Origin of the sequence: Mesorhizobium sp. M1066 (assembly GCF_040318635.1) — a bacterium.
In the GTDB taxonomy this organism is placed as follows: Bacteria; Pseudomonadota; Alphaproteobacteria; order Rhizobiales; family Rhizobiaceae; genus Mesorhizobium.
This window is the reverse complement of sequence record NZ_JAMYMR010000004.1, coordinates 46,686-67,975: the sequence shown is the minus strand read 5'-3', so window position 1 is coordinate 67,975 and position 21,290 is coordinate 46,686. Positions and strand designations below refer to the sequence as shown.

At 62.6% G+C, this 21,290-nt stretch carries 25 protein-coding genes and 1 tRNA gene; 6 read left to right on the top strand and 20 right to left on the bottom strand.

Going from position 1 to position 21,290, the window contains the following annotated elements:
• Window positions 1–277 precede the first annotated feature (277 nt).
• Window positions 278–1,048: an outer membrane protein gene (locus NKH52_RS08105; RefSeq protein WP_127288746.1), complete on the top strand. Its 771-nt coding sequence runs from the start codon at window positions 278–280 to the stop codon at window positions 1,046–1,048.
• 319 nt (window positions 1,049–1,367) lie between these two features.
• Window positions 1,368–1,444: transfer RNA gene (locus NKH52_RS08100), tRNA-Pro, on the top strand.
• 129 nt (window positions 1,445–1,573) lie between these two features.
• Here the strand turns inward: NKH52_RS08100 and NKH52_RS08095 are convergent.
• The gene (locus tag NKH52_RS08095) at window positions 1,574–2,035 is read right to left on the bottom strand and encodes a YbaK/EbsC family protein (protein WP_352729393.1); all 462 of its coding nucleotides are present in this window, start codon (window positions 2,033–2,035) and stop codon (window positions 1,574–1,576) included.
• 185 nt (window positions 2,036–2,220) lie between these two features.
• Entirely contained in the window at window positions 2,221–2,718 is a 498-nt protein-coding gene (locus NKH52_RS35490) for a helix-turn-helix domain-containing protein (RefSeq protein ID WP_502908015.1), read from the bottom strand.
• 69 nt (window positions 2,719–2,787) lie between these two features.
• On the opposite strand from NKH52_RS35490, the gene NKH52_RS08085 reads away from it, so the two are divergent.
• Both NKH52_RS08085 and NKH52_RS08080 read left to right on the top strand, forming a co-directional pair.
• Window positions 2,788–3,402, top strand: coding sequence for a hypothetical protein (locus tag NKH52_RS08085; RefSeq protein WP_352729391.1), 615 nt, complete (start codon window positions 2,788–2,790; stop codon window positions 3,400–3,402).
• Window positions 3,403–3,893: 491 nt separating this feature from the next.
• Window positions 3,894–4,118 carry a hypothetical protein gene (locus NKH52_RS08080; protein WP_352677783.1) on the top strand — a complete coding sequence of 75 codons (225 nt, stop codon included), beginning with the start codon at window positions 3,894–3,896 and terminating at the stop codon, window positions 4,116–4,118.
• Between the two features lie 51 nt (window positions 4,119–4,169).
• Here the strand turns inward: NKH52_RS08080 and NKH52_RS08075 are convergent, their stop codons facing one another.
• The 7 genes from NKH52_RS08075 to NKH52_RS08045 form a co-directional block, all read right to left on the bottom strand.
• Entirely contained in the window at window positions 4,170–4,472 is a 303-nt protein-coding gene (locus NKH52_RS08075; protein ID WP_023810245.1) for a hypothetical protein, read from the bottom strand.
• A 92-nt stretch (window positions 4,473–4,564) separates the two neighbouring features.
• Entirely contained in the window at window positions 4,565–5,104 is a 540-nt protein-coding gene (locus tag NKH52_RS08070; protein WP_023810244.1) for a MerR family transcriptional regulator, read from the bottom strand.
• 125 nt (window positions 5,105–5,229) lie between these two features.
• Entirely contained in the window at window positions 5,230–5,553 is a 324-nt protein-coding gene (locus NKH52_RS08065) for an integration host factor subunit alpha (protein WP_013532231.1), read from the bottom strand.
• Window positions 5,554–5,656: 103 nt separating this feature from the next.
• Window positions 5,657–6,628 (bottom strand): beta-ketoacyl-ACP synthase III, encoded by a 972-nt coding sequence (locus tag NKH52_RS08060; RefSeq protein ID WP_023810242.1) that lies wholly within the window; start codon window positions 6,626–6,628, stop codon window positions 5,657–5,659.
• Between the two features lie 9 nt (window positions 6,629–6,637).
• Window positions 6,638–7,708: a phosphate acyltransferase PlsX gene (gene plsX, locus NKH52_RS08055; RefSeq protein WP_352729389.1), complete on the bottom strand. Its 1,071-nt coding sequence runs from the start codon at window positions 7,706–7,708 to the stop codon at window positions 6,638–6,640.
• A 113-nt stretch (window positions 7,709–7,821) separates the two neighbouring features.
• On the bottom strand, window positions 7,822–8,370 hold the full coding sequence (locus NKH52_RS08050; RefSeq protein WP_352729387.1) for a YceD family protein: 549 nt from the start codon (window positions 8,368–8,370) through the stop codon (window positions 7,822–7,824).
• Window positions 8,367–8,915 carry a ubiquinol-cytochrome C chaperone family protein gene (locus NKH52_RS08045; protein ID WP_352729802.1) on the bottom strand — a complete coding sequence of 183 codons (549 nt, stop codon included), beginning with the start codon at window positions 8,913–8,915 and terminating at the stop codon, window positions 8,367–8,369. Before NKH52_RS08045 ends, NKH52_RS08050 begins: the two co-directional genes overlap by 4 nt.
• Before the next feature lie 114 nt (window positions 8,916–9,029).
• Between NKH52_RS08045 and NKH52_RS08040 the strand changes: the two genes are divergently transcribed.
• The gene (locus tag NKH52_RS08040; RefSeq protein WP_023810238.1) at window positions 9,030–9,542 is read left to right on the top strand and encodes an outer membrane protein assembly factor BamE; all 513 of its coding nucleotides are present in this window, start codon (window positions 9,030–9,032) and stop codon (window positions 9,540–9,542) included.
• Between the two features lie 268 nt (window positions 9,543–9,810).
• Here NKH52_RS08040 and NKH52_RS08035 read toward each other — a convergent pair whose 3' ends face one another.
• The 5 genes from NKH52_RS08035 to osmF form a co-directional block, all read right to left on the bottom strand.
• The gene (locus NKH52_RS08035) at window positions 9,811–11,952 is read right to left on the bottom strand and encodes a sodium-translocating pyrophosphatase (RefSeq protein WP_352729385.1); all 2,142 of its coding nucleotides are present in this window, start codon (window positions 11,950–11,952) and stop codon (window positions 9,811–9,813) included.
• Window positions 11,953–12,190: 238 nt separating this feature from the next.
• Window positions 12,191–12,940, bottom strand: coding sequence for an ABC transporter permease (locus NKH52_RS08030; RefSeq protein ID WP_352729383.1), 750 nt, complete (start codon window positions 12,938–12,940; stop codon window positions 12,191–12,193).
• Window positions 12,937–13,875 carry an ABC transporter ATP-binding protein gene (locus NKH52_RS08025; protein ID WP_127288814.1) on the bottom strand — a complete coding sequence of 313 codons (939 nt, stop codon included), beginning with the start codon at window positions 13,873–13,875 and terminating at the stop codon, window positions 12,937–12,939. The genes NKH52_RS08030 and NKH52_RS08025 overlap by 4 nt, the downstream gene beginning before the upstream one ends.
• Window positions 13,872–15,035 (bottom strand): ABC transporter permease, encoded by a 1,164-nt coding sequence (locus NKH52_RS08020; RefSeq protein ID WP_352729381.1) that lies wholly within the window; start codon window positions 15,033–15,035, stop codon window positions 13,872–13,874. Before NKH52_RS08020 ends, NKH52_RS08025 begins: the two co-directional genes overlap by 4 nt.
• Window positions 15,036–15,337: 302 nt before the next feature.
• The gene (gene osmF, locus NKH52_RS08015; protein WP_127288820.1) at window positions 15,338–16,249 is read right to left on the bottom strand and encodes a glycine betaine ABC transporter substrate-binding protein OsmF; all 912 of its coding nucleotides are present in this window, start codon (window positions 16,247–16,249) and stop codon (window positions 15,338–15,340) included.
• 204 nt (window positions 16,250–16,453) lie between these two features.
• On the opposite strand from osmF, the gene NKH52_RS08010 reads away from it, so the two are divergent.
• Entirely contained in the window at window positions 16,454–17,026 is a 573-nt protein-coding gene (locus NKH52_RS08010) for an NADPH-dependent FMN reductase (RefSeq protein WP_127288822.1), read from the top strand.
• 8 nt (window positions 17,027–17,034) lie between these two features.
• Here NKH52_RS08010 and NKH52_RS08005 read toward each other — a convergent pair whose 3' ends face one another.
• From NKH52_RS08005 to ribD, 6 genes are all read right to left on the bottom strand, one after another.
• Window positions 17,035–18,246: an MFS transporter gene (locus NKH52_RS08005; protein ID WP_352729378.1), complete on the bottom strand. Its 1,212-nt coding sequence runs from the start codon at window positions 18,244–18,246 to the stop codon at window positions 17,035–17,037.
• Window positions 18,243–18,743, bottom strand: a complete 501-nt coding sequence (gene nusB, locus NKH52_RS08000; protein ID WP_023810231.1) for a transcription antitermination factor NusB — start codon at window positions 18,741–18,743, stop codon at window positions 18,243–18,245. The genes NKH52_RS08005 and nusB overlap by 4 nt, the downstream gene beginning before the upstream one ends.
• The gene (gene ribH, locus NKH52_RS07995) at window positions 18,740–19,234 is read right to left on the bottom strand and encodes a 6,7-dimethyl-8-ribityllumazine synthase (protein WP_352729376.1); all 495 of its coding nucleotides are present in this window, start codon (window positions 19,232–19,234) and stop codon (window positions 18,740–18,742) included. Before ribH ends, nusB begins: the two co-directional genes overlap by 4 nt.
• Window positions 19,235–19,342: 108 nt before the next feature.
• Window positions 19,343–19,546 (bottom strand): type II toxin -antitoxin system TacA 1-like antitoxin, encoded by a 204-nt coding sequence (locus NKH52_RS07990; RefSeq protein ID WP_352729374.1) that lies wholly within the window; start codon window positions 19,544–19,546, stop codon window positions 19,343–19,345.
• Window positions 19,546–20,163, bottom strand: a complete 618-nt coding sequence (locus NKH52_RS07985) for a riboflavin synthase (RefSeq protein ID WP_352729372.1) — start codon at window positions 20,161–20,163, stop codon at window positions 19,546–19,548. Before NKH52_RS07985 ends, NKH52_RS07990 begins: the two co-directional genes overlap by 1 nt.
• An 11-nt stretch (window positions 20,164–20,174) precedes the next feature.
• Window positions 20,175–21,290 (bottom strand): bifunctional diaminohydroxyphosphoribosylaminopyrimidine deaminase/5-amino-6-(5-phosphoribosylamino)uracil reductase RibD, encoded by a 1,116-nt coding sequence (gene ribD / locus NKH52_RS07980; RefSeq protein WP_352729370.1) that lies wholly within the window; start codon window positions 21,288–21,290, stop codon window positions 20,175–20,177.

The window sequence follows — 21,290 nt, the reverse complement described above, 5'->3', positions numbered from 1 at the left end:
CCTGACTAGATCAGGATGACGTTTGGTTGAACCATCATCCTGATCTATCTCTTTGTTGGAGCATGAACTTTTCCGAAAACCGGTTCCCACTTTTCGGGATCATGCTCTGGGAACTCTACATGCGCTTTACTCCGCTTCATTTGCGTTTTGAAGCGTCTGACCCAATGTAAGTCCAGTTCTCGACGGACGGTCAGTCCATGGCAAAATATGCTGTTGCGGCAAGAATGTCACATACTTTTATTAAGGTACCGGCTATTGTCGTGCCCGAGGGAATTACTTGGGTTGGGAGAAATACGTGAATAGATTTTTAGCAGCTCTCGCGGTTGCCGCCCTGTCGGCAAGCACGGCCTCCGCAGCCGACATGGTGGCGGCACCGATCGCGGGGTCGACCTATGACTGGAGCGGTTTCTATGTCGGCGGCCATGTCGGCTTTGCCAATGGCGACATCACGGCGACGGATGTGACTGAGCCCCTCGGCGGCTTTTTCACGGATTCGGTTCCCGCAGGCACCGAGGGCTTTGACTTCAACAAGGGCGGCGTGGCCGGCGGTATTCATGCAGGCGCCCAATGGCAATGGGGCCAATGGGTTCTGGGCGGCGAGGCCACCTGGACGGCAACGGGCATCCGCAAGACCATCACCAGCCCCTACTTTCCGGACAGCGACACCGAGACCGCCAAAATCTCGAATTATGCGACGGTCGTTGGCCGCGTCGGCTACGCCTTCGATCGCGTGCTGATCTACGCGAAAGCCGGTTATGCCGGCGGCAAGGTGGATTTCCAAGCCCGAGACAACGACGCCCTCGTCACCTACGAGAAGAATGAGTGGCAAAACGGTTATGCAGTCGGCGCCGGCATCGACTATGCCCTTACGAACAACCTCTCACTTGGCGTGGACTACACCCACATTGACCTCGGCCATAAGACGAGCACGGGCAACAACGTGTTCGATGACGGAAGTCTCGGTGATAACCCTGAGACGTATCGTACAGAGGCAAAGGTCGATGCCGTAATGGCCCGGCTAACCTACAAGTTCGGAATGGGTCAGTAGTCCATCGACATCATTTTCGCGGATCAGATCTAGCGTCAGGGGAGTTCGTCAGCGCTCCCCTTTCGTCGTAGCGGGTTGTCACATCGCGACGCGGAGACGCCAGCTCCAGACTAACTCCCAACGCTACCGTCCGGCACATGTTGTCGGGGCGGATTTGTGCGGTCGAGTTATCCACAGAACGACTCGCGAACACCTGCGGCCTATCCGTGGGGATATATGCCGCTACCTGCGTTTGGCTGCTGTTCGGTTCCGTTATGTTATTGGCATGCCTTTTTGCCCTTGCGCCGGAACCCTTGAGAATATAGGGCTTTGCGCGGTCCGGAGTGTAGCGCAGCCCGGTAGCGCACTTGACTGGGGGTCAAGGGGTCGTCGGTTCGAATCCGGCCACTCCGACCATTTAAAGCAGGACTTGCCCCCGAAGTCCGCCTTTTCAGATACCCCGGTCAGTCCGGCCAAATCTCAGATCTGGGCAAAACCCCAGAACGTGTCCTGTATCATCCTGCCTGAACTCCGGGTGGGCCTGCCCTACCCCTGGCACACATCCACCCACTCAGCGCCGACAATCTCAACCATGCGCTGCGGGCTAATCCGCACCGCCGCATTGGTGGACCCGGCGGCGGGCACCACCTCGTCAAACTCGCGCAGCGATACGTCGCAATAGACCGGCAGCGGCGCCGGCAGGCCGAACGGGCAGACGCCGCCGACCGGATGGCTCGTCGCTTCGACAACCTCCGCGGCGTCGAGCATGCGCGGCTTGCCGCCGAACTGGTCCTTGAACTTACGGTTGTCCAGCCTGGCGATGCCGCTGGTCACCACCAGCATGGTGCGGTCGCCGACGCGCAGGCAGATCGTCTTGGCGATCTGTGCCGGCAGCACGCCATGCGCCTCGGCCGCCAATGCCACCGTAGCCGAGCTCGCTTCCGTGACGATGACGTCGATGTCAGGCGCGTGGGTGGCGAAGAAGGCACGAACGGATTCCAGGCTCATATCGGAAAACCCATGGTTCAAAAACTTGAAGGACGGCACATTGCTGTCAGCAGCCGAGGCCGCCGCGCGTATAAGCACGTGCGGCATACAAATCGGCAAGCCCCAGGCTGAAGCAGACGCCGCGGCAGGTACAAAGAAACCCGCCAAGGGGCCTTGGCGGGTTCTCTGGAATGCGTGGTGCGGATCTACGCCAGCGATCGACCTTGCGCCGCCGGCGTCGGCGCAGCCGGGGTGATCAGAGCCTCCTGGGGAAGGTGAAGCGCGGACACAATACGACGCAGCTTCGACGGGTCGGTCACTCTCCCGCTTTCGATATCCTCAATTTCGTCCACCGCCAGGCCGCATGTCAGGGAGAGCTCTTCCACGCTGTAACCGCGGGTCTCCCGCATCGCTCTGAGGGTGTTGTAATCTGGCCCGCTCCCGTTGGTTGCCGGTTGGGAGAGGGGTTCGCTTTTCGCATTATGGGGCATTGGCAACTCCATGACTGAAAGAGTTTGATCAAATGAGGAGTGTTGCCTGAGACGGTCGGGAAGATGCCCTCTCGCCGGCGATTTGCCAAGAGCCAAAAGGGCCGTCACGGGATCGTGAACCAGGCGCCTAGCGCGGCCCTCTCGCGTACACGTCGCGATCAAGTTGTTTTGAAGGTCCGATCGGCCTTTTGCCGGCAGTTTCGCCGCGCCCATTCGTTATCTCCGGGTCGCTGGCGTGAAACCATCCGGTTCCAGCCAGCTCGTTCCCGGAAGGATTTTGCAATGAACTTGAAGACATTCATGGTCGTGCTCGGCACGATTTCCAGCCTTTCCCTCACCGGCGCCGACGCCGCCCAAGCCGCAGACGCGCTGCGTGTGCGCGGCACGGTGGTCAGTTTTGAGCCCACGCTGCTCACCGTGAAAACCCGCCAGGGCGATACCGACGCGATCAAGCTCAAGGCTGGCTGGAAGATCTCGGGCGTCGCCAACGCCTCGGCAAAGGACATCAAGCAGGGCGATTTCCTCGGCATTGCCTCCGTTTCGAAAGCCGATGGCGGTAGCGGCGCCCTGGAGGTGGTGGTCTTTCCGGCCGCGCTGAAAGGCACTGGCGAGGGCGACCGTCCCTGGGACCTGCAGCCAAACAGCCGGATGACCAACGGCACCGTCGCCGACGTTACCGATATAAGCGGGCGATCCGTCACCCTGACCTATGACAATGGCCAGACCAAGCAGATTTCGATCCCCGACACCACGCCCGTCGTGACCTTCGCGCCGGCGACGCCGACCGACCTCAAGCCGGGTGCGACGGTCTTCGTCACCGCAGAGCGGGGCAGCGACGGCGCGCTGAGCGCCAGCCGCGTCGTGGTCGGAACCAACGGCGTCGTGCCGCCGATGTAGTCGAACAGGCGGCCCAATGGCCGCCTCTCGATCTTGCCGTGCATGGTGGCGGGAGGCTGAGTTGGGCAGAAACAGTCCAGAAACAAAATTCTACAATCGGGAAATACTGACGAAAAAATTCAGGCGCGTAATTCCATTCGCGGCGGCCGGGCTATCGCCCCGATCCATACGCCCGCGAAACAAAAGGAAACGATCCATGAAGAAGTCCCTCCTCTCGGCCCTCGGGCTTGCAGTTGCATTGGCTTTCACGGTGCCCGTCATCGGTGCGACGAGTGCGGATGCCGCCCCGATGGCAAAGCATCATCGTCACCACCATCATCATCGCCACCATGTCCGCCATCACCATCATCACCGCCACCACCACCATGTGATCGGAAACAAGGCCTAAGCTCCGCAGACCGCCACCGAGAAGACCGGCCTTGGCTCCTGTCCAAGGCCGGCTACTCCGCCCCGCGGGGCTCGATCGCGGATCGACAATTCACGCAAATCCAATGCGCGACGCCGGTGAGATCGTCGTCTATCCCGGCGCTGGCTATGGCACCACCACCAATCCGGCGTTCACCGGCGAATCGAGCGGCTCTGGCGGCTTGACCAATCCGCATTCCTGCGCCGGCGACACAGAGGTGTTGGGCGCCTCTATGCCGACACGCTCCTCGCCAGATGCCGGAGCGACAACAGACATGGCCGATCGCAAGGAAAATGACGGATCACCTTAGGGCGAGCCGTCACTTCTTCTTGCTCGTATCTGTGGATTTGGGTTTTAGAATTCAGCGCCGGCTGAACAGCAGACTGGCGACAAGCCCGAGCACCACAAGGCCGACCGCCGCGGCAGCCGCCGGATGGTCGCGGGCCGACCTCTCGATCACCCTGCCCTGTTTGCGGATTGCCGGCATGGCGTCGCGCAGGCGCCCGGCAAGATCGGAATAGGTGTCGAGCGCGGCATCGCGACCGTCCTCGTAGTAGGCGCCGCCTCGCTTCGCCACAGCCCTCTTCAAGCTGGCCAGTTCCTTGCTGAGAACCGCGACCTGCCTGTCGAGATCGATGTCCGAGAGGGTCGAAAATGATGCCATGGTATGTTTCCTTCACTTGCAGAAGGAAGCGTAACGTCTCACCGGAAGACGGGTTCCGGTTTTCGAACTATCGATGTCGCGTCGGGCCGCGGTCAGCGCACCTGGTCAAGCAGGCGCTTGCATTCCAGGAGGTCGAACAGCGCCTCCTGCAGCAAGGCCCTGTTGTCGCGCGAGAGTTTCGATGCATCCGGCTGCACCGGACCGTCCTCGTCGCTCTTGCCCAGGCCGAAAAAGCGGCGGCTGGGCTTCACCCGCGGCTGGCCGACCAGTTCGTCGTCCATGCCACGCGGCTGGGCCGCCGGCGTCAGCGGCACTTGGTCAGCCTGCCTCCGCTGGGAGATCGCCTCGACGGCGGCCATGTCGCCATTGCCGATGGCAACCAGGAAATGGTTGCCGTTCTCGCGCAACAGCTTCTGCACGCCCTTGATGGTGTAGCCCTGGTCGTAGAGCATGTGGCGGATGCCCTTGATCAGCTCGACATCCTGCGGCCGGTAGTAACGACGGCCGCCGCCGCGCTTCATCGGCTTGATCTGGTTGAAACGCGTTTCCCAGAAGCGCAGCACATGCTGCGGCAGATCGAGATCTTCGGCGACCTCGCTGATGGTACGAAAGGCGTCGGGGCTCTTGTCCATGGGCGAATCCTCACGCTGGACGATGATCCGGCCTACCTGCCGAATCGGGGCTTATTTCAGCGGTTTATGAAGCAATATTCAAGCCCGGCGTCATGGCGGCGGCAGTTTTCAACCGCGCAGTAGGACTACTTGCCGCTTTTGGCCTTGCCGCTCTGATGGGAGCGCAAGATACGGCTCTTCAGCACATTCGACGACTTGAAGGTCATCACCCGACGCGGCAGGATCGGCACTTCCTCGCCGGTCTTGGGATTGCGGCCGATGCGTTCGTTCTTGGAGCGGACGTGGAATGTCGCGAAGGACGACAGCTTCACCGTTTCGCCGCGCACGATGGCTTCGCAGATTTCATCCAGCACCGCTTCGACGAGCTCGGCCGATTCAGTGCGCGACAGACCGACCTTCCGGTAAACTGCCTCGGCAAGGTCGGCGCGCGTAAGTGTCTTTCCCCCCATGCGACCGTCCCATCAGCTCAAAACATAAAATTCGGCACAACAGCGGCAGAGCCTAAGTAATTGATCCGTCAAGGTCAAGGACCGAAACTGGACCGTTCGGCACTTACCAGCGAACCAGGACAGCGCCCCAGGTGAAGCCGCCACCCATCGCTTCCAGGAGGACTAGATCGCCCTTCTTGATACGGCCGTCGGCGACGGCCACCGACAGCGCCAACGGCACGGAAGCAGCCGAGGTGTTACCGTGCAAATCGACCGTAACCACCACCTTTTGCTCAGCTATCCCGAGCTTCTTGGCGGAAGCGTCAATAATTCGTTTATTGGCCTGGTGGGGCACGAACCAGTCGAGATCATCGGCCGAGATACCGGCTTGCGCGAACGTCGCCTCGATGACGTCGGTGATCATGCCGACCGCATGCTTGAAGACTTCGCGACCCTCCATCCGGAGATGGCCGACCGTACCCGTGGTCGACGGCCCGCCGTCGACGAAAAGCTTGTCCTTGTGCGTGCCATCGGAGCGCAGGCTGGCCGCCAGAACGCCATGGTCGGCGATCGTGCCCGCCCCCTCGCCTGCTTCCAGGATCATGGCGCCGGCGCCGTCGCCGAACAGCACACAGGTCGAGCGGTCGCTCCAGTCGAGGATGCGCGAGAATGTTTCCGAACCGATCACCAGGACACGCTTGGCCAGGCCGCCGCGGATGTAGAGATCGGCGGTGGTCACGGCATAGACGAAGCCCGAACAGACCGCCTGCAGGTCGAAGGCAAAGCCGTGATGCATGCCGAGCCGGTTCTGGATCTCGACGGCGGTGGCCGGGAATGTGTTGTTGGGCGTCGAGGTCGCCAGCACGATCAGATCGATGTCGGCGGGCGTGAGGCCCGCATTGGCAAGTGCGGCACGTGCCGCTGCTTCCCCCAGCGAAGCCGTGGTCTCGTCGTCACCAGCGATATGTCGCTGGCGAATACCGGTACGCTGGGCGATCCACTCGTCAGAGGTCTCGACCATGCCTTCGAAATCGGCATTCTTCATGATTCGGCGGGGCAGCGCGGCGCCCGTTCCGCGCACGACTGATCTGATCAAAGTTCTTTCCTATTCCTTTGCGTCGGTGACGACGTCGGATTTCCTAGCTGACAGGGCACGCGGGTTGCGCGCATGAAACAGGTCCAGATCGGCCTCGATGCGGTCGAGGAGATTGTTGCGGACCATGTCATAGCCGAGTTCGATCGCGGCGGCGAACCCGTCAGAATCAGCACCGCCATGGCTTTTGACGACGATGCCGCTCAGCCCCAGGAAAACGCCGCCATTGGAGCGGCCGACATCCATTTTTTCGCGCAGGCGATCGAAGGCGCCCTTGGCGAAGATATAGCCGATCCTGGCCATCAGAGTCCGGCTCATCGCCGCGCGCAGATAGCCACCGATCTGGCGCACCGTGCCTTCCGCCGTCTTCAGCGCGATGTTGCCGGCAAAGCCTTCGGTGACGACGACGTCGACCACGCCCTTGCCGATATCGTCACCCTCGACGAAACCGTGATAGTTCATCGAGGCCATGTTGGCTTCGCGCAGCATGCGCCCGGCCTCCTTGACCTCTTCCTGGCCCTTGATCTCCTCGACGCCGACATTGAGCAGGCCGACGCTGGGCCGGGCTATGCCGAAGACCGAGCGCGCCATGCCGGTGCCGAGAATGGCAAAATCAATGAGCTGTTGCGCATCGGCCCCAATGGTCGCGCCGACGTCCAGCACCACGCTTTCGCCGCGCAATGTCGGCCAAAGGGCTGCGATTGCCGGGCGATCGATGGTGGCCATGGTGCGCAGGCAAAATTTCGACATCGCCATCAGCGCGCCGGTGTTGCCGGCGGAAATGCAGGCGTCGGCCGTGCCGGCCTTGACCGCTTCGACGGCCTTCCACATTGATGACTTCCAGCGGCCGTGGCGCAGCGCCTGGCTCGGCTTGTCGTCCATCCTGACCGCAACTTCGCAATGGAAGAATTCACTGATCTCGGCGAGCTTGGGAAATTTGGCAAGCTCCGGGCGCACGACCTCCTCACGCCCGAAGATGACGAAGCGGATGTCGGGACGACGGGTCGCGACCGTCATGAGCGCTGGAATGACCACGGCTGGTCCGTGATCGCCGCCCATGGCATCGATGGAAATCCTGATCACGCGGTATTTATCTCACGGTTAGGCGGCAGGTCGCTTTAGCGACCGCGAAGGTTCGGCGAAAATAACGGTTTTGGGCTGCCGCACAACCGACTTTTCCGTCGCGGGCGAGCTTTTCAGGATTTTCCCAGCAAGGATCGCAGTTTTTGCTGAAATTCATTCTCCGCCGGTTCGTTCTCGCTGCCGGCGTTGAGCGATGCGCCCTGCTTGCGCGGATAGGGGTCGATGGCGAGCCCGAAATACTGTTCGGCGATTGCCCCGACATCGATCGTGTCACCGGAAAATGTCTCTGGACTGTCAGGGCCTTCCGCGTCGAGCAGGATCTCGCCGCCACCATCGAAACCCTGCCGTCCAAGCTTGGAATCCTCGGGCAGCAGCAGCGCTTCGACCGGTTCGTCGATATGCGCCTCGACAGGCTCGAGCGTGACGATGCAGGCCTGGGTGATGTCGGCTTCGACGCGACCGCTTATCTTCACGCCATTGCGCTTCCACGACGCGACCAGAAGCTCGGCGCGATAGGATTCGACCGAAATCAGCCCGTGCTCCTCGGCCAGTGCCGCACGCTGCGCGGCATCGGCCTCGATAACCAGCGGCAGGCCCTTCTGCGGCAGGCGCGTAACGTTTGCACGGAAGGAGACCGGGCTTTGCGGGTCAACATGCTTCATTGTTCAACCTTCTTGGCGGCGGGAAAGGTCAGCGTGCCGGAGACAATCGATTCGGATGTCTGCGCGGCCAGATGACTGCGCGCGTCGGTAACATAGTTGGCCAGCAGCGATGCTTCCAGCCAGGCGCCCGCGTCGGGCCGGACATTGCGGGCAAGAGCCGCGGTCAGCCCTTCACGGTCGCTTCTTTCCAGGGCATCGTCATAGGCAGCAGTTCGGCCATAAAACATCTTTGCCAGCTTTTTCATGCGTTTGGGCACGCCCACGTCGCCAATGCCCAATTCCCGCAACGAATGGTCGACGTCGAGGAAGAACTCGTCGATCAGCACCTGGGCGACCTCTTGCGCCGCACCGCCCTCCCCGCGCAACCTGTGCTGGAACAGGAACATGTGCAGCGACAGCATCTCGAAACGGCCAAGCGGCGTGTCCGGCACATTCCAGTGGGAATAAAACACGGTCTGCCGCGCCGCCGCCACGATTTGTGCGTAAAGCGCCTCGGTGATAGCGCGGTTGGCGTAGCGTTCGCGGCCAAAAAAGCGCTGGAACATTGGGGATGGTCTCCTGGGGACCGTTTGTTGAAGTGGGCTTGTTGCATCGGCAAGCAAGCTGGTTTACCGGTTTCGCGGCCCAGCGCAAGTTGCGGCCAGCTAATGGAGTTGTTGTTGCGCGCGCTGAATTTCAAGTCGACCTTCTCGTCCAGGCCCGCCGGCGCGATCTCGCTGCTGATGATCGTTTCGGCACTGTCCGCCTGCCACACCTCCAAGATGATCGGCGACCTCAGCCCAAGTGAGACGCTGACGCAAGGTTACGTCATAGATCAGCAGGCAATCGACCTGGTGCCGGTCGGTTCGAGCCGCGAGCAGGTGCTTCTGGCGCTCGGCACACCGTCGACGACCGCGACCTTCGACAACGAGGCCTTCTATTACATTTCGCAGACGCGCAAGCGCTACGTCGCCTTCGACAAGCCACGGCTGATTGACCAGCATGTGCTGGCGGTCTATTTCGGCGCCGATGGCCGCGTCACCCAGATCGCCAATTACGGGATGAAGGACGGCAAGATGTTCGACTTCATCTCGCGCACCACACCGACCGGCGGCAAGGACCAGAACTTCCTCAGCCAGATCATCAACGGTGCCAGCAAGCTGGCACCCAGCATTCCGGGCGGCGGCGTCTAATTCCTTTCGGCTTCCATTCCGGAAGCCTCTTCATCTCAGGCGACCAAAAACCCGCGGGAGCGATCCTGCGGGTTTTTGTTATGGGGATCGTTCACCGGGTGTGGCCGTGGCCAAGGAAACGCGAGCCGAGCCTGGATGAGATGCTTGCACACCACGCACTGGAGGACCCAGGCGAAGCGAAGCGCTGAAGGGTCGACGTTGTCATCGCTTCAACAAAAAACCCGCGGGATCGCTCCCGCGGGTTCTGTTTTCGAGTGGATGCTTTTGATCAGCCGTGCGCGAGCACGGCCAGCAGCAAGAGCGCCACGATGTTGGTGATCTTGATCGCCGGGTTGACGGCCGGACCGGCGGTGTCCTTGTAGGGATCGCCGACCGTGTCGCCGGTCACCGAAGCCTTGTGCGCTTCGGAACCCTTGAGATGCTTGACGCCGTCCTTGTCGACAAAGCCGTCTTCGAAGGACTTCTTGGCGTTGTCCCAGGCACCGCCGCCAGAGGTCATCGAGATGGCGACGAACAAGCCATTGACGATGACGCCGAGCAGCGAGGCACCAAGGGCGGCAAAAGCGGACGCCTTCGAGCCCGAGATCAGCAGCACGCCGAAATAGACCACGAGCGGCGCCAGCACCGGCAGCAGCGACGGGATGATCATTTCCCTGATTGCCGCCTTGGTCAGAAGGTCGACCGCGCGTGCGTAGTTCGGCTTCGAGGTGCCGGCCATGATGCCCGGATCCTCGCGGAACTGCTTGCGCACCTCCTCGACAATGGCGCCCGCCGCACGGCCGACGGCCGTCATGGCGATGCCGCCGAACAGATATGGGATCAGACCGCCGAAGATCAGGCCAGCGACGACGTAGGGGTTGGAGAGATCGAAAGAGATCTCGCCAATGCCCTGGAAGTAGGGATATTTGTCGCCATTGGCGGCAAAGAACTTCAGGTCGTTCGAGTAGGCGGCAAACAGCACCAGTGCGCCGAGACCGGCCGAACCGATGGCGTAGCCCTTGGTCACCGCCTTGGTGGTGTTGCCGACCGCGTCGAGCGCGTCGGTGGACTGGCGCACTTCCTTGGGCAGGCCGGCCATTTCGGCAATGCCGCCGGCATTGTCGGTGACCGGGCCGAAGGCATCGAGCGCAACGATGATGCCGGCAAGACCGAGCATCGTCGTGACCGCGATCGCCGTGCCGAAGAGGCCGGCAAGCTGATAGGTCGAGATGATGCCGCCGACGATGACGATCGCCGGCAGCGCCGTCGATTCCAGCGAGACCGCAAGGCCCTGGATGACGTTGGTGCCGTGACCGGTGACCGACGCCTGGGCGATAGAGTTGACCGGGCGCTTGTTGGTGCCGGTGTAGTATTCGGTAATGACCACGATGAGACCGGTCACCACGAGGCCGATCAGGCCGCATATGAACAGGTTCTTGCCGGTGATGACCATGCCGGCGACGGTGCCGATCTCACCCCAGCCGAGGGTGACATGGGTGGCGACGCCGAGGCCGACGATGGACAGCAGGCCGGTGACGATCAGGCCCTTGTAGAGTGCGCCCATGATCGAGCCGTTGGAACCGAGCTTGACGAAGAAGGTGCCTACGATCGAGGTCAGGATGCAGGCGCCGCAGATAGCGAGCGGATAAAGCATGGCTGCACCCAGAACGGCGGTACCGCCAAAGAAGATGGCAGCCAGAACCATGGTGGCGACAACGGTCACCGCATAGGTTTCGAACAGGTCGGCGGCCATGCCGGCGCAGTCGCCGACATTGTCGCCGACATTGTCGGCGATGGTGGCCGGGTTGCGCGGATCGTCTTCGGGAATACCGGCTTCGACCTTGCCGACGAGATCGCCGCCGACGTCGGCGCCCTTGGTGAAGATGCCACCGCCGAGACGGGCGAAGATCGAGATCAGCGATGCGCCGAAGCCGAGCGAGACCAGCGAGTCGATGACGATGCGGTCATTGGGCTGGAGGCCCATGAAGTGGGTCAGGATGAGGTAGTAGATCGAAACGCCGAGCAAGGCCAGGCCAGCAACCAGCATGCCGGTGATGGCGCCCGATTTGAACGCGATGTCGAGGCCGGCAGCGAGGCTGTTCGATGCGGCCTGCGCCGTGCGAACGTTGGCGCGAACGGAGACATGCATGCCGATGAAGCCGGCGGCGCCTGAAAGCACCGCTCCGATCAGGAAGCCGATCGCGGCGGTGATGGACAGCAGCCACCAGGCGAGCACGAGGACGACGACGCCAACGATGGCGATGGTGGTGTACTGACGCGCCAGATAGGCTTGTGCGCCCTCGCGGATAGCCGCGGAGATTTCCTGCATGCGTGCATTGCCCTGATCGGCCGCAAGGACCGAACGTGTCGCCCAGATGGCGTAAAGGATTGAAAGCAGGCCGCAGGCGATGACGGCGGAAATAATTGTCATTGCCGGATTTTCCTCGATTGATGGCCCAAAAGAACCCCTCCCTGGGCCGTTGAGACAAAGACCGGATTCCGAGCACGGAATCCGCCTCTTCGCAGCGGTGTATGCGAAACAGGGCTGCGAACGTCAAGATATTGTTCGGTTTTTGCCCGGCTTTCGCCTAAATGGTTGGGGCCAAGCGGCGGCTGCCGTTGGCACCCTCCTATTAGATCGATTGAAATTGGCGTTGACGCAGACGCCCCTACTCGGCTTCCCGGCCCCTGCGGCGCGCCGTGTAGCGCTCGATCGCCGACAGACCGTCATAGATCAGCACGGCTAGGGCTGCCACGATCAGGCCGCCCTGCAGGATGAAGGCGAGATTGTTGGACAACAGCCCGGCGATGATCACTTCGCCCAGCGTTTTGGCTGCCACGGTCGAACCGATGGTCGCGGTGGCAAGGCTGATCACCACCGACAGCTTGATGCCGCCGAGAATGATCGGGGCGCTGAGCGGCAGCTCGACCTTGGTGAGCCTTTGCCAACCGGTCATGCCGGCGCCGCGCGCCGCCTCGACGACATTGGCCGGCAGCGTCGTCAGGCCGGTCAGCGCATTTTCGAAGATCGGCAGCAGGCCGTAGAGAAACAGGGCGATCAGCGTCGGCTTCTCGCCGAAGCCGACGGCCGGCACCGCAAGCGCCAGCACCGCCACCGGCGGAAAGGTCTGGCCGATGTTGACCAGGCTGCGCGATAGCGGCAGGAATTCGGCGCCGGCCGGCCTGGTGACCAGGATGGCAAGCGCCACGGCGACGATGGTTGCGGCCACGGTGGCGATCAGAACCGTGCGTAAATGCAGCAAGGTCAGCGTCAGCAGGCTGCCCTGGTTGTAGATCACCGGCGCATTGTTTTCGGTCAGCGGCTTCAGCAGCGGCTCGAACCAGCCCGGATTGGTGACGAAGCCAACGAGCAGCACCACCAGGGCTAGCCTGAGCAGCGATGGAAGCCAGGCCTTCATGCCGGCCTCGCCGCGCGCTTCACCAGCCCGTCGACGGTCACGCGGCCAAGCGGCTTGCCGTCGGTGCCTGTGACCGGCAGCGCCGGCCGACCCGACCACAACAATTCGGCCAGCGCGTCGCGCTGGCTGGCATCGCCGGGGATCGCCTCGCCTTCGGCAGAGCCCTTCTCCACGGCATCGCGGACCCGGCCTAGCGACAGCAACCGGAACGGCCTTTCGCTGGCGCCAACCAGGGTCTCGACGAAGGCGCTTGCCGGCTTTGCCAGGATCTCGGCCGGCTTGGCGTATTGCACCAGCTTGCCGGCATCCATGACCGCGATCTTGTCGCCCATATGCACGGCCTCTTCCATGTCGTGGGTGACGAGGATGATGGTGGTGCCGAAGCGCTTCTGGATCGCCAGCAGATCTTCCTGCGCCTTGGTGCGGATGATGGGGTCGAGGGCGCCGAACGGTTCGTCCATCAACAGCACGTTGGGCTCGGCCGCGAGTGCTCGGGCAACACCGACGCGCTGCTGCTGGCCGCCGGACAGTTCGTGCGGGTAGCGAGGCCCGAAGGCTTCGGGATCGAGCTGATAGAGCGTCATCAGCTCGTCGACCCGAGCCTTGATACGGTCCTTGTCCCAGCCAAGCAGCACCGGCACGGTGGCAATGTTCTGTGCCACCGTGCGATGCGGAAACAGGCCGTGCCCCTGGATGGCGTAGCCGATGCTGCGGCGCAGCTCGTAACCGGGCAGCGAACGATTGTCGGCGCCGTCAAGCTTGATGATGCCCGAAGTCGGCTCGACCAGCCGGTTGATCATGCGCAGCAGCGTCGTCTTGCCGGAACCGGACGTGCCGACAATGACGGCGATGGTGCGCGGCTCGATGACCATCGACACGTCATCGACCACGGTCGTCGCGTCATAGCGCTTGGTGATGCCTTCGATCTCGATCATGCCGTTTCAACCCTGCGCTTGGTGGCGGTCATTTCGATCACCGCATCGAGGATGATGGCGGCGGCAAAGGCGAGCGCGACCGTCGGCACGGCGCCGAGCAGCACAAGGTCCATTGCCGTCTGACCCACACCCTGGAAGACAAACACGCCGAAACCGCCGCCGCCGATCAGCGCGGCAATGGTGGCGAGGCCGATGTTCTGCACCAAAACGATGCGGATGCCGGTGAGGATGACAGGAAAAGCCAGCGGAAACTCGACGCCGAACAGGCGCTGCCTGTCGGTCATACCCATGCCGCGTGCCGCGTCGTTGGCCGCGCGCGGCACGCCGGCGAGACCAACCACCGTGTTGGCCACCACCGGTAGCAGCGAGTAAAGGAACAACGCGACGAAGGCGGGAGCGGTGCCGATGCCGCGAATGCCGAGCGCGGCAGCTCCCGGCACATGCGTGGCAACCCAGCCGAGCGGCGCGATCAAAAGGCCGAACAGCGCGATCGAGGGAATGGTCTGGATGATGTTGAGCACGTTGAGAACCCCGGCCCGCAGATTTTCGACGCGATGGCACAGGATGCCGAGCGGCAGGCCGACGATCACCGCGGCGGCCAGCGAACCGAGCGCCAGCGTCACATGCTTGGAGCCCTCCGCCCAGAAACTGTCGGCGCGGTTGAAATATTCCTTCAGGATCGACAGATTGTCCCAGCTTCCCGAAATCAACAGCAGCCCGATCGCCAAAGCCGCGACGACAAGCACGCCAACCCGCGCCAATGGCGACAGGTTCAGCCTTGTCAGCACGTCGGCGAGCAAAAGCGTGAAGGCAAAGATCAGAATCCAGAAACCGGAGGCTGGCGAAACTCTGGCGAAGGTGTTGCCCGCCGGCGTGAGAAATGTTCCGGCGACACCGATCAGCAGCGCGAGCGCGGCAAGCGCCATCACGCTGGCGGCAAGGCGCAGCACAAGTGGTGTCTTGAACAGCGCGATGAGTGCTGCGGCGACAATGATGGCGAGCAGCAGCGTCCCGGTCGTTGCCGGCAGCGCCTCGAGAATCGAGCGCGCCTGGCCGGGGACGATGCGGTTGGCACGGAACGTGGCAAAGGGCGCGGCAAAAGCCGCGTAGGCTGATATCGCGGCGATGACCACGCCGAGCTTGTCGAAGCGGGGAGTCATGGTTGCCCCTCATGAGGGGCGATTTGCCACATCGCGCAGCTTTCTTTGGGGATTGGCGAAAACCGACGCGATATCCGATCTCCCCCCTTGCGGGGGAGATGGCCGGCAGACCAGAGGGGGGTGTGAAGGATCGCCAACTTTCGGGTGTCGGCTTGTTCAGAAGCAACCCTGTCGAGGCACGCACCTTTGACAGGTTGAGAGGTCGGCGGGACAGCACCCCCCTCTGTCCTGCCGGACATCTCCCCCGCAAGGGGGGAGATCAGCAGCTTCCAGAGGGGGGTGCCTTGCACCGGTGTCACTGACTACTTCAAAAACCCGTTCTTCTTCAAAAAGTCCTCGGCGACGCCCTTGACCGGCTCGCCGCCGACCTGCACGCGACCGTTCAGTTCCTGCAGCGTGACGAGGTCGAGCTTGGCGAAGACCGGCTTCAGCAGCGTCTCGATCTCGGGATGTTCCTTCAGCACCGCTTCGCGGATGATCGGCGCCGGCTGGTAGACCGGCTGCACGCCCTTGTCGTCGTCGAGCACGACGAGCCCGGACGGTGCGATGCCGCCATCGGTGCCGTAGACCATGGCCGCATTGGCGCCGTTGGTCTGGTTGGCGGCTGCGGCGATGGTTGCCGCCGTGTCGCCGCCCGAGAGGGTGATCAGTTGGTCCGGTTTCAGCGTGAAGCCATAGGTGGTCTGGAAGGCCGGCAGCGCAGCCGCCGAATTGACGAACTCGGCGGAAGCCGCCAGCACGACCTGACCGCCGCCCGCGACATATTTGCCGAAATCGGTGAGCGTGGCGAGCTTGTTGGTGTCGGCGACTTCCTTGCGCAGCGCGATCGCCCAGGTGTTGTTGGCGGGCGACGGCGACAGCCAGACGATCTTGTTGGCGTCGTAGTCGAGCTTCTTGGCCGTTTCATAGGCCTTGGCGGCGTCTTTCCAGACGGGGTCGTCGGCCTTCTCGAAGAAGAAAGCGGCGTTGCCGGTGTATTCGGGATAGATGTCGATTTCGCCGGCGGTGATCGCCTTGCGCACCACCGGCGTGCCACCGAGCTGGATCCGGTCCGATGTCTTGATGTTGTTGGCGTTGAGGACGAGCTGGATGATGTTGCCGAGCACACCACCCTCGGTGTCGATCTTGGAAGAGACAACCACCTGGGCATTGGCGGAAGCCACCGTGACGCCGAGCGCCAATGCGGCGCTGGCGAGAAACTTGACTGAAAACATCGTGAAACCCCTTGCTATGAACCGAAACGCAATGACCGCATATGAGCATGGCTTCAACGGCCAGTCGGGGCACACGGTTTCATAAGAAGGGGGATCAGCGCAATATTTTTGTTCCAAGGCCGTTTTCGAGGCGGCGCTGGCGATCTGCCGCCATCTGGCGGATAATGCAATGAGGGTGCGGGTGGCAAACACGGAGAGCGTGTCATGGCCATACACAAAGTCGGTTACCTCATCGGAAGTCTCGCCCGGGAATCCATCAACCGCAAGCTCGCGAAGGCGCTCGTGCAACTGGCTCCTCCGGAACTGGAAATGACGGAAATCGCCTTCAGGGATCTGCCTCTCTACAGCTACGATTATGATGCGGATTTCCCACCGGTCGCCCGGGATTTCAAAAAGGCGATCGCTTCCGTTCAGGCCGTCCTGTTCGTTACCCCGGAGTACAATCGCTCGATCCCTGGCGGATTAAAGAACGCGATCGATTGGGCCAGCCGCCCCTATGGAAAGAATTCATTCGCGCGCAAACCGTCCGCCGTTATCGGAACATCGCCGGGCGCTATCGCAACCGCTGTCGCTCAACAAAGCCTGCGCAGCGTTCTGAGCTTCTGCAACTCACCCCAGATGAATGCGCCGGAAGCTTATATCCAGTTCACGCCGGGACTGATAACGGCCGACGGCGAAGTGACGGTCGAATCCACCGAGGACTTCCTACGCAACTACATGGCTGAGTTCCACATGTTCATAGCGCGGGTGCTTCAGGTGTTGCCGCCGGACGCATAGGCCTGGCGTCAAACCGGGCGCGCGCTCGTCAGCTTAAGTGCGCCGAGCGCCACGAAGCACAGGACGGTGACCGGAAAGACTATCCAGTTCAGCATCTCCCAGCCCCAGGCATTGTAGACCATGCCCGACATCAGCGAGGCGCAGGCGACGGAGCCGAACAGGACGAAGTCGTGGAAGCCTTGCACCTTGCCCTTTTCCGACGGCCGGTAGGTGGCGGCCACCATCGCGGTCGCGCCAATGAAGCCGAAGTTCCAGCCAAGGCCGAGCAGGATCAGCGACGTCCAGAACTGCCACAGCGCCAGGCCCGACAGAGCGACAATGGCGCAGCCGATGAGCAGGATCAAGCCGGTGGCCACAATGCTTTCGGCGCCAAAGCGAAGGATCAGCGAGCCGGTGAAGAAGCTTGGCGCGAACATCGCCATGACGTGCCAGGAGATGCCGAGCGTCGCGTCGTTCTCCGACAGGCCGCAACCGACCATGGCCAGCGGTGCGCCCGTCATGACGAAGCTCATCAGCGCATAGCTGCCAACCGCGCAGAAAAGCGCGGCGACGAAACGCGGCTGCGTGACGATTTCAGCCAGCGGCCTGGCGTCGCTGTCGGCGATCTCCACCTTGCCGGATGCTTTCGCCGGCAGCCGCAGGAACGACAGGATGATGGCGCCGACCGCTGCCAGCGGCAGGATGGAGACGAACGAAGCGGCAAACATGACCGGCGCAAGCAATTCGCGGGTGAAGATGACGATCTGCGGTCCGAGGATGGCGGTGACGATGCCGCCGGCCAGCACGAAGGAGATGGCGCGCGCCTTGAATTCAGGCGGTGCGTTGTCGGCGGCGGCGAAGCGGAACTGCTGGACGAAGGCGCCGCCGACACCGATCGTGAGCAAGCCAAAGGCAAACAGCCAGAAGCTGCCTTGAAAAAGCGCTAGCGTGGCGATCAGGCCACCGAGCGCCGTGACGATCGTGCCGGTCATGAAACCGCCGCGCTGGCCCATGCCGCGGATGATAGCCGCCGCAGGCAGCGCGCCGAGCGCCACGCCGATGTTGAAGCCGGTGATCGGCGCTGTCGCCAATGATTTGTCGGGACCAAGCAGATATTGCCCGGCCAGCGCCCCCACGGAGATGGCGATGGGGGCCGCCGAGCCGATGATCGCCTGCGAGGCGGCCAGGATCAAAGCGGTGCGGCGCGCCTCCTGACCATCCTCGAAGGCGATGGCCGTCATGATGCGTCCTTGCCGCGCCCTTCGCCACGCACCCGGCGTGACACGCGGTCGAGCACGGCGTTGACCAGCTTCGGCTCGTCCTCCTCGTAGAAGGCCTTGGCGATGTCGACATATTCGGAGACGATGACCGCGACGGGGACATCCTCGCGCTTCATCAACTCGTAGACGCCGGCACGCAGAATGGCGCGCAGCGTCGAATCGAGCCGCGACAATGGCCAGTCCTCGGTCAGCGCCTGGCGGATGATCGGATCGATGGTCTTCTGGTTCTCGACGACACCCGCCAGAATAGCGCGGAACCATTGCGCATCGGCCTCGCGGTAGAGCGCGCCGTCGACTTCCTTGCCGAGACGAAAGGCCTCGTATTCGGCGGTGATCTCGAAGACGCCACTGCCGGCGACATCCATCTGATAGAGCGCCTGCACGGCGGCCAGACGGGCAGCGCCGCGTTTGTTGGCGTGGCGCACCGAGGGCTGGCCGGGCGAAGCGGGTTCGCTCACGATCGCGCTCCCAGTTGTTCCTTGAGGGCAATCATGGTCAGCGCCGCACGCGCGGCAAAGCCGCCCTTGTCGCCTTCCGAGCGCTTGGCGCGAGTCCAGGCCTGGGTGTCATTCTCGGTGGTGAGGATGCCATTGCCTATGCAGACCGAGTCCTGCACGCTCAAATCCATGAGCGCGCGGCTGGATTCATTGGCGACAATGTCGAAATGATAGGTGTCGCCGCGGACGACGGTGCCGAGCGCGACAAAGCCATCATAATGTGTGCCGCCTTCCGTCGCGCCGTCCAGTGCAAAGGTGATCACCGCGGGGATCTCGAGCGAACCTGGAACGGTGACGACATCATAAGTCGCGCCCGCTTCATCGAGCGCGCTTGTCGCGCCATCGAGCAGCGCGTCGGCAAGGTCGTCGTGAAAGCGCGCTTCGACAATAAGCAGATGCGCCTTCGCCTTCGGACGAATGAAGGCTTTGCCGTGTTGGGATGTACCAGCCATAAAAGTCTCCGGGGAGTTGCCGGTGACTTAGGCCGAAGCCGGTTTGACCGCAAGCGGAAGATTGTCGGTGGCGTCGAAGGTCCGCAGAACTTGTTGGGTTTCCAGTGTTCAGATGCCTGTAACGTGACGGTAGCGACGCACCGTATCGCGCAGACGATCGTTCACCGATCGCGGATTGATCAAGGCTTCAACGAAGATTCTGCTGTCGTTGATAGACAGATCAAACCGTGAGTGCTCTTCGGTGTTCAGATCGGCCTGCGTCTCACGCATCGGCTTTTTTGCCTGCGTGGAATTGACTCTGTTCTTGGTCATCAAAGCCCCTCCTTCGTCGCCTCCACCAACCGCGCCGCGTAGCGGGCCATGGTGTCGATCTCGAGATTGACGCGGTCGCCGACCTTGCGCTCGCCCCAGGTCGTCACGGTCAGCGAGTGGTGGATCAAAAGTACGTCGAAGCGCATGCCTTCCACCTTGTTGACGGTGAGCGAGGTGCCGTCGAGCGCGACCGAGCCCTTGGGCGCAATGAACTTCGCCAAGTCGCGCGGCGCCTCCAGCGTGAAGCGCACGGCGTCGCCCTCATCCTTGCGCTCGACGATCTCGGCCATGCCGTCGACATGGCCCGAAACGATGTGGCCGCCGAGTTCGTCGCCGATCTTCAGCGCACGTTCCAGATTGACCTTGGTGCCGGATTTCCAGCCCGAGGCCGTCGTCAGCCTGAGCGCCTCTTCCCAAGCCTCGACCTCGAACCAGCGCGCGTTCGAGCCGCTGTCGGGCAAGGCAGTGACTGTCAGGCAAACACCGCCGCAGGAGATCGAGGCGCCGATGGCGATGTTCTCAGGGTCATAGGCGGTGTCGATACGCAACCCCACCCCTTCCCTCAGCGGCTTGACGGAAGCGACAGTGCCGACATCGGTGACAATTCCGGTAAACATCGGTGTTGATCCTAGAGGTCTCTTATCCACTCGGCGTAGCTGTCTTCGCCGAAACGCATGTCGCGCAGCTTGCGAAATCCTGCCGGGATATGGTCGGCGTCGATCGGCGATGCAATGCCGTCGTCGCCGATCGCTTCCGGCCCCTGGAACAGCACAATGCGGTCGACCAGCCCATCGGCCAGGAAGGCGCTCGCCACCTTGGCGCCGCCCTCGACCAGCACGCTGCCCATGCCGAGCGCGGCCAGGTCCTCGAGCAGTTCCGGCAGCGCGATGCCGCCCTCATGAGTCTCGGTGCCGATGAAGCGGACGCCAGCGCGTTCGAGCGCTGCCCGCCGCAGCGGATCGGCCTCCAGGCAGGCGGCGACATAGAGCGGCACCCGGTCGACGCCCGAAACCAGCTTCGAGGCCTCCGGCAACCGGATCTGGCGGTCGAGCACGATGCGGGCAGGCGAACGGTTCTCCAGCCCCGGCAAACGCACCGTCAGGGCCGGATCGTCCTCAAGGGCTGTACTGATGCCGACTAGTATGCCGTCCGCCTCGGCCCGCATCAGATACACTTCGCGGCGCGCGATATCTCCGGTGATCGACACCTGCCCACCGCCTTCCCTGCCGATCTTGCCGTCGCTGGAAAGCGCAAGCTTGAGAATCACTTCTGGGCGTTTTCTCAATGATCGGATCAAATAGCCGGCCATCTGCTCGGCGGCTTGCTCGGCCAACACCTTCTCGACCACCTCGACACCGGCGGCACGCAGGATCGCGTAGCCCTTGCCGGATACGCGCGAATCGGGATCGCTGGCCGCACCGACGACGCGTGCGACACCGGCATTGACCAGCGCATTGGCGCAAGGCGGCGTGCGGCCGTGATGGGCGCAAGGCTCCAGCGTGACGTAAGCGGTGGCGCCGCGCGCGAGGTCGCCGGCCTCGGCCAAGGCCTCGGTCTCGGCATGCGGGCGGCCGCCGACAGCGGTGACGCCGGTGCCGACGATCATCGAGCCTTTGCCGTCATCGCGTACGATCAGCGTGCCGACGGAGGGGTTGGTCGCGGTGCGCCCTGCATTTTTTCGCGACAGTCTGAGTGCCGCCGCCATGAAGCGGCGATCAAGGGCGGCCTGTTCGCTTGCAGTCAT

What these genes read in the sequence shown, in the direction of transcription:
- NKH52_RS08075 (WP_023810245.1), bottom strand. Translation starts at nt 4,472, where the DNA reads ATGGCATCATTTTCGACCCTCTCGGACATCGATCTCGACAGGCAGGTC.
- NKH52_RS08095 (WP_352729393.1), bottom strand. Translation starts at nt 2,035, where the DNA reads ATGAGCCTGGAATCCGTTCGTGCCTTCTTCGCCACCCACGCGCCTGAC.
- NKH52_RS07990 (WP_352729374.1), bottom strand. Translation starts at nt 19,546, where the DNA reads ATGACCAAGAACAGAGTCAATTCCACGCAGGCAAAAAAGCCGATGCGT.
- NKH52_RS08030 (WP_352729383.1), bottom strand. Translation starts at nt 12,940, where the DNA reads ATGAAGGCCTGGCTTCCATCGCTGCTCAGGCTAGCCCTGGTGGTGCTG.
- NKH52_RS08065 (WP_013532231.1), bottom strand. Translation starts at nt 5,553, where the DNA reads ATGGGGGGAAAGACACTTACGCGCGCCGACCTTGCCGAGGCAGTTTAC.
- NKH52_RS08050 (WP_352729387.1), bottom strand. Translation starts at nt 8,370, where the DNA reads ATGAAGCATGTTGACCCGCAAAGCCCGGTCTCCTTCCGTGCAAACGTT.
- NKH52_RS08020 (WP_352729381.1), bottom strand. Translation starts at nt 15,035, where the DNA reads ATGACTCCCCGCTTCGACAAGCTCGGCGTGGTCATCGCCGCGATATCA.
- NKH52_RS08085 (WP_352729391.1), top strand. Translation starts at nt 2,788, where the DNA reads ATGAACTTGAAGACATTCATGGTCGTGCTCGGCACGATTTCCAGCCTT.
- ribD (WP_352729370.1), bottom strand. Translation starts at nt 21,290, where the DNA reads ATGACTGCAAGCGAACAGGCCGCCCTTGATCGCCGCTTCATGGCGGCG.
- NKH52_RS07985 (WP_352729372.1), bottom strand. Translation starts at nt 20,163, where the DNA reads ATGTTTACCGGAATTGTCACCGATGTCGGCACTGTCGCTTCCGTCAAG.
- NKH52_RS08025 (WP_127288814.1), bottom strand. Translation starts at nt 13,875, where the DNA reads ATGATCGAGATCGAAGGCATCACCAAGCGCTATGACGCGACGACCGTG.
- NKH52_RS08005 (WP_352729378.1), bottom strand. Translation starts at nt 18,246, where the DNA reads ATGACGGCCATCGCCTTCGAGGATGGTCAGGAGGCGCGCCGCACCGCT.
- osmF (WP_127288820.1), bottom strand. Translation starts at nt 16,249, where the DNA reads ATGTTTTCAGTCAAGTTTCTCGCCAGCGCCGCATTGGCGCTCGGCGTC.
- NKH52_RS08070 (WP_023810244.1), bottom strand. Translation starts at nt 5,104, where the DNA reads ATGGACAAGAGCCCCGACGCCTTTCGTACCATCAGCGAGGTCGCCGAA.
- NKH52_RS08045 (WP_352729802.1), bottom strand. Translation starts at nt 8,915, where the DNA reads ATGTTCCAGCGCTTTTTTGGCCGCGAACGCTACGCCAACCGCGCTATC.
- NKH52_RS08035 (WP_352729385.1), bottom strand. Translation starts at nt 11,952, where the DNA reads ATGACAATTATTTCCGCCGTCATCGCCTGCGGCCTGCTTTCAATCCTT.
- ribH (WP_352729376.1), bottom strand. Translation starts at nt 19,234, where the DNA reads ATGGCTGGTACATCCCAACACGGCAAAGCCTTCATTCGTCCGAAGGCG.
- NKH52_RS35490 (WP_502908015.1), bottom strand. Translation starts at nt 2,718, where the DNA reads ATGGGCGCGGCGAAACTGCCGGCAAAAGGCCGATCGGACCTTCAAAAC.
- NKH52_RS08080 (WP_352677783.1), top strand. Translation starts at nt 3,894, where the DNA reads ATGCGCGACGCCGGTGAGATCGTCGTCTATCCCGGCGCTGGCTATGGC.
- NKH52_RS08010 (WP_127288822.1), top strand. Translation starts at nt 16,454, where the DNA reads ATGGCCATACACAAAGTCGGTTACCTCATCGGAAGTCTCGCCCGGGAA.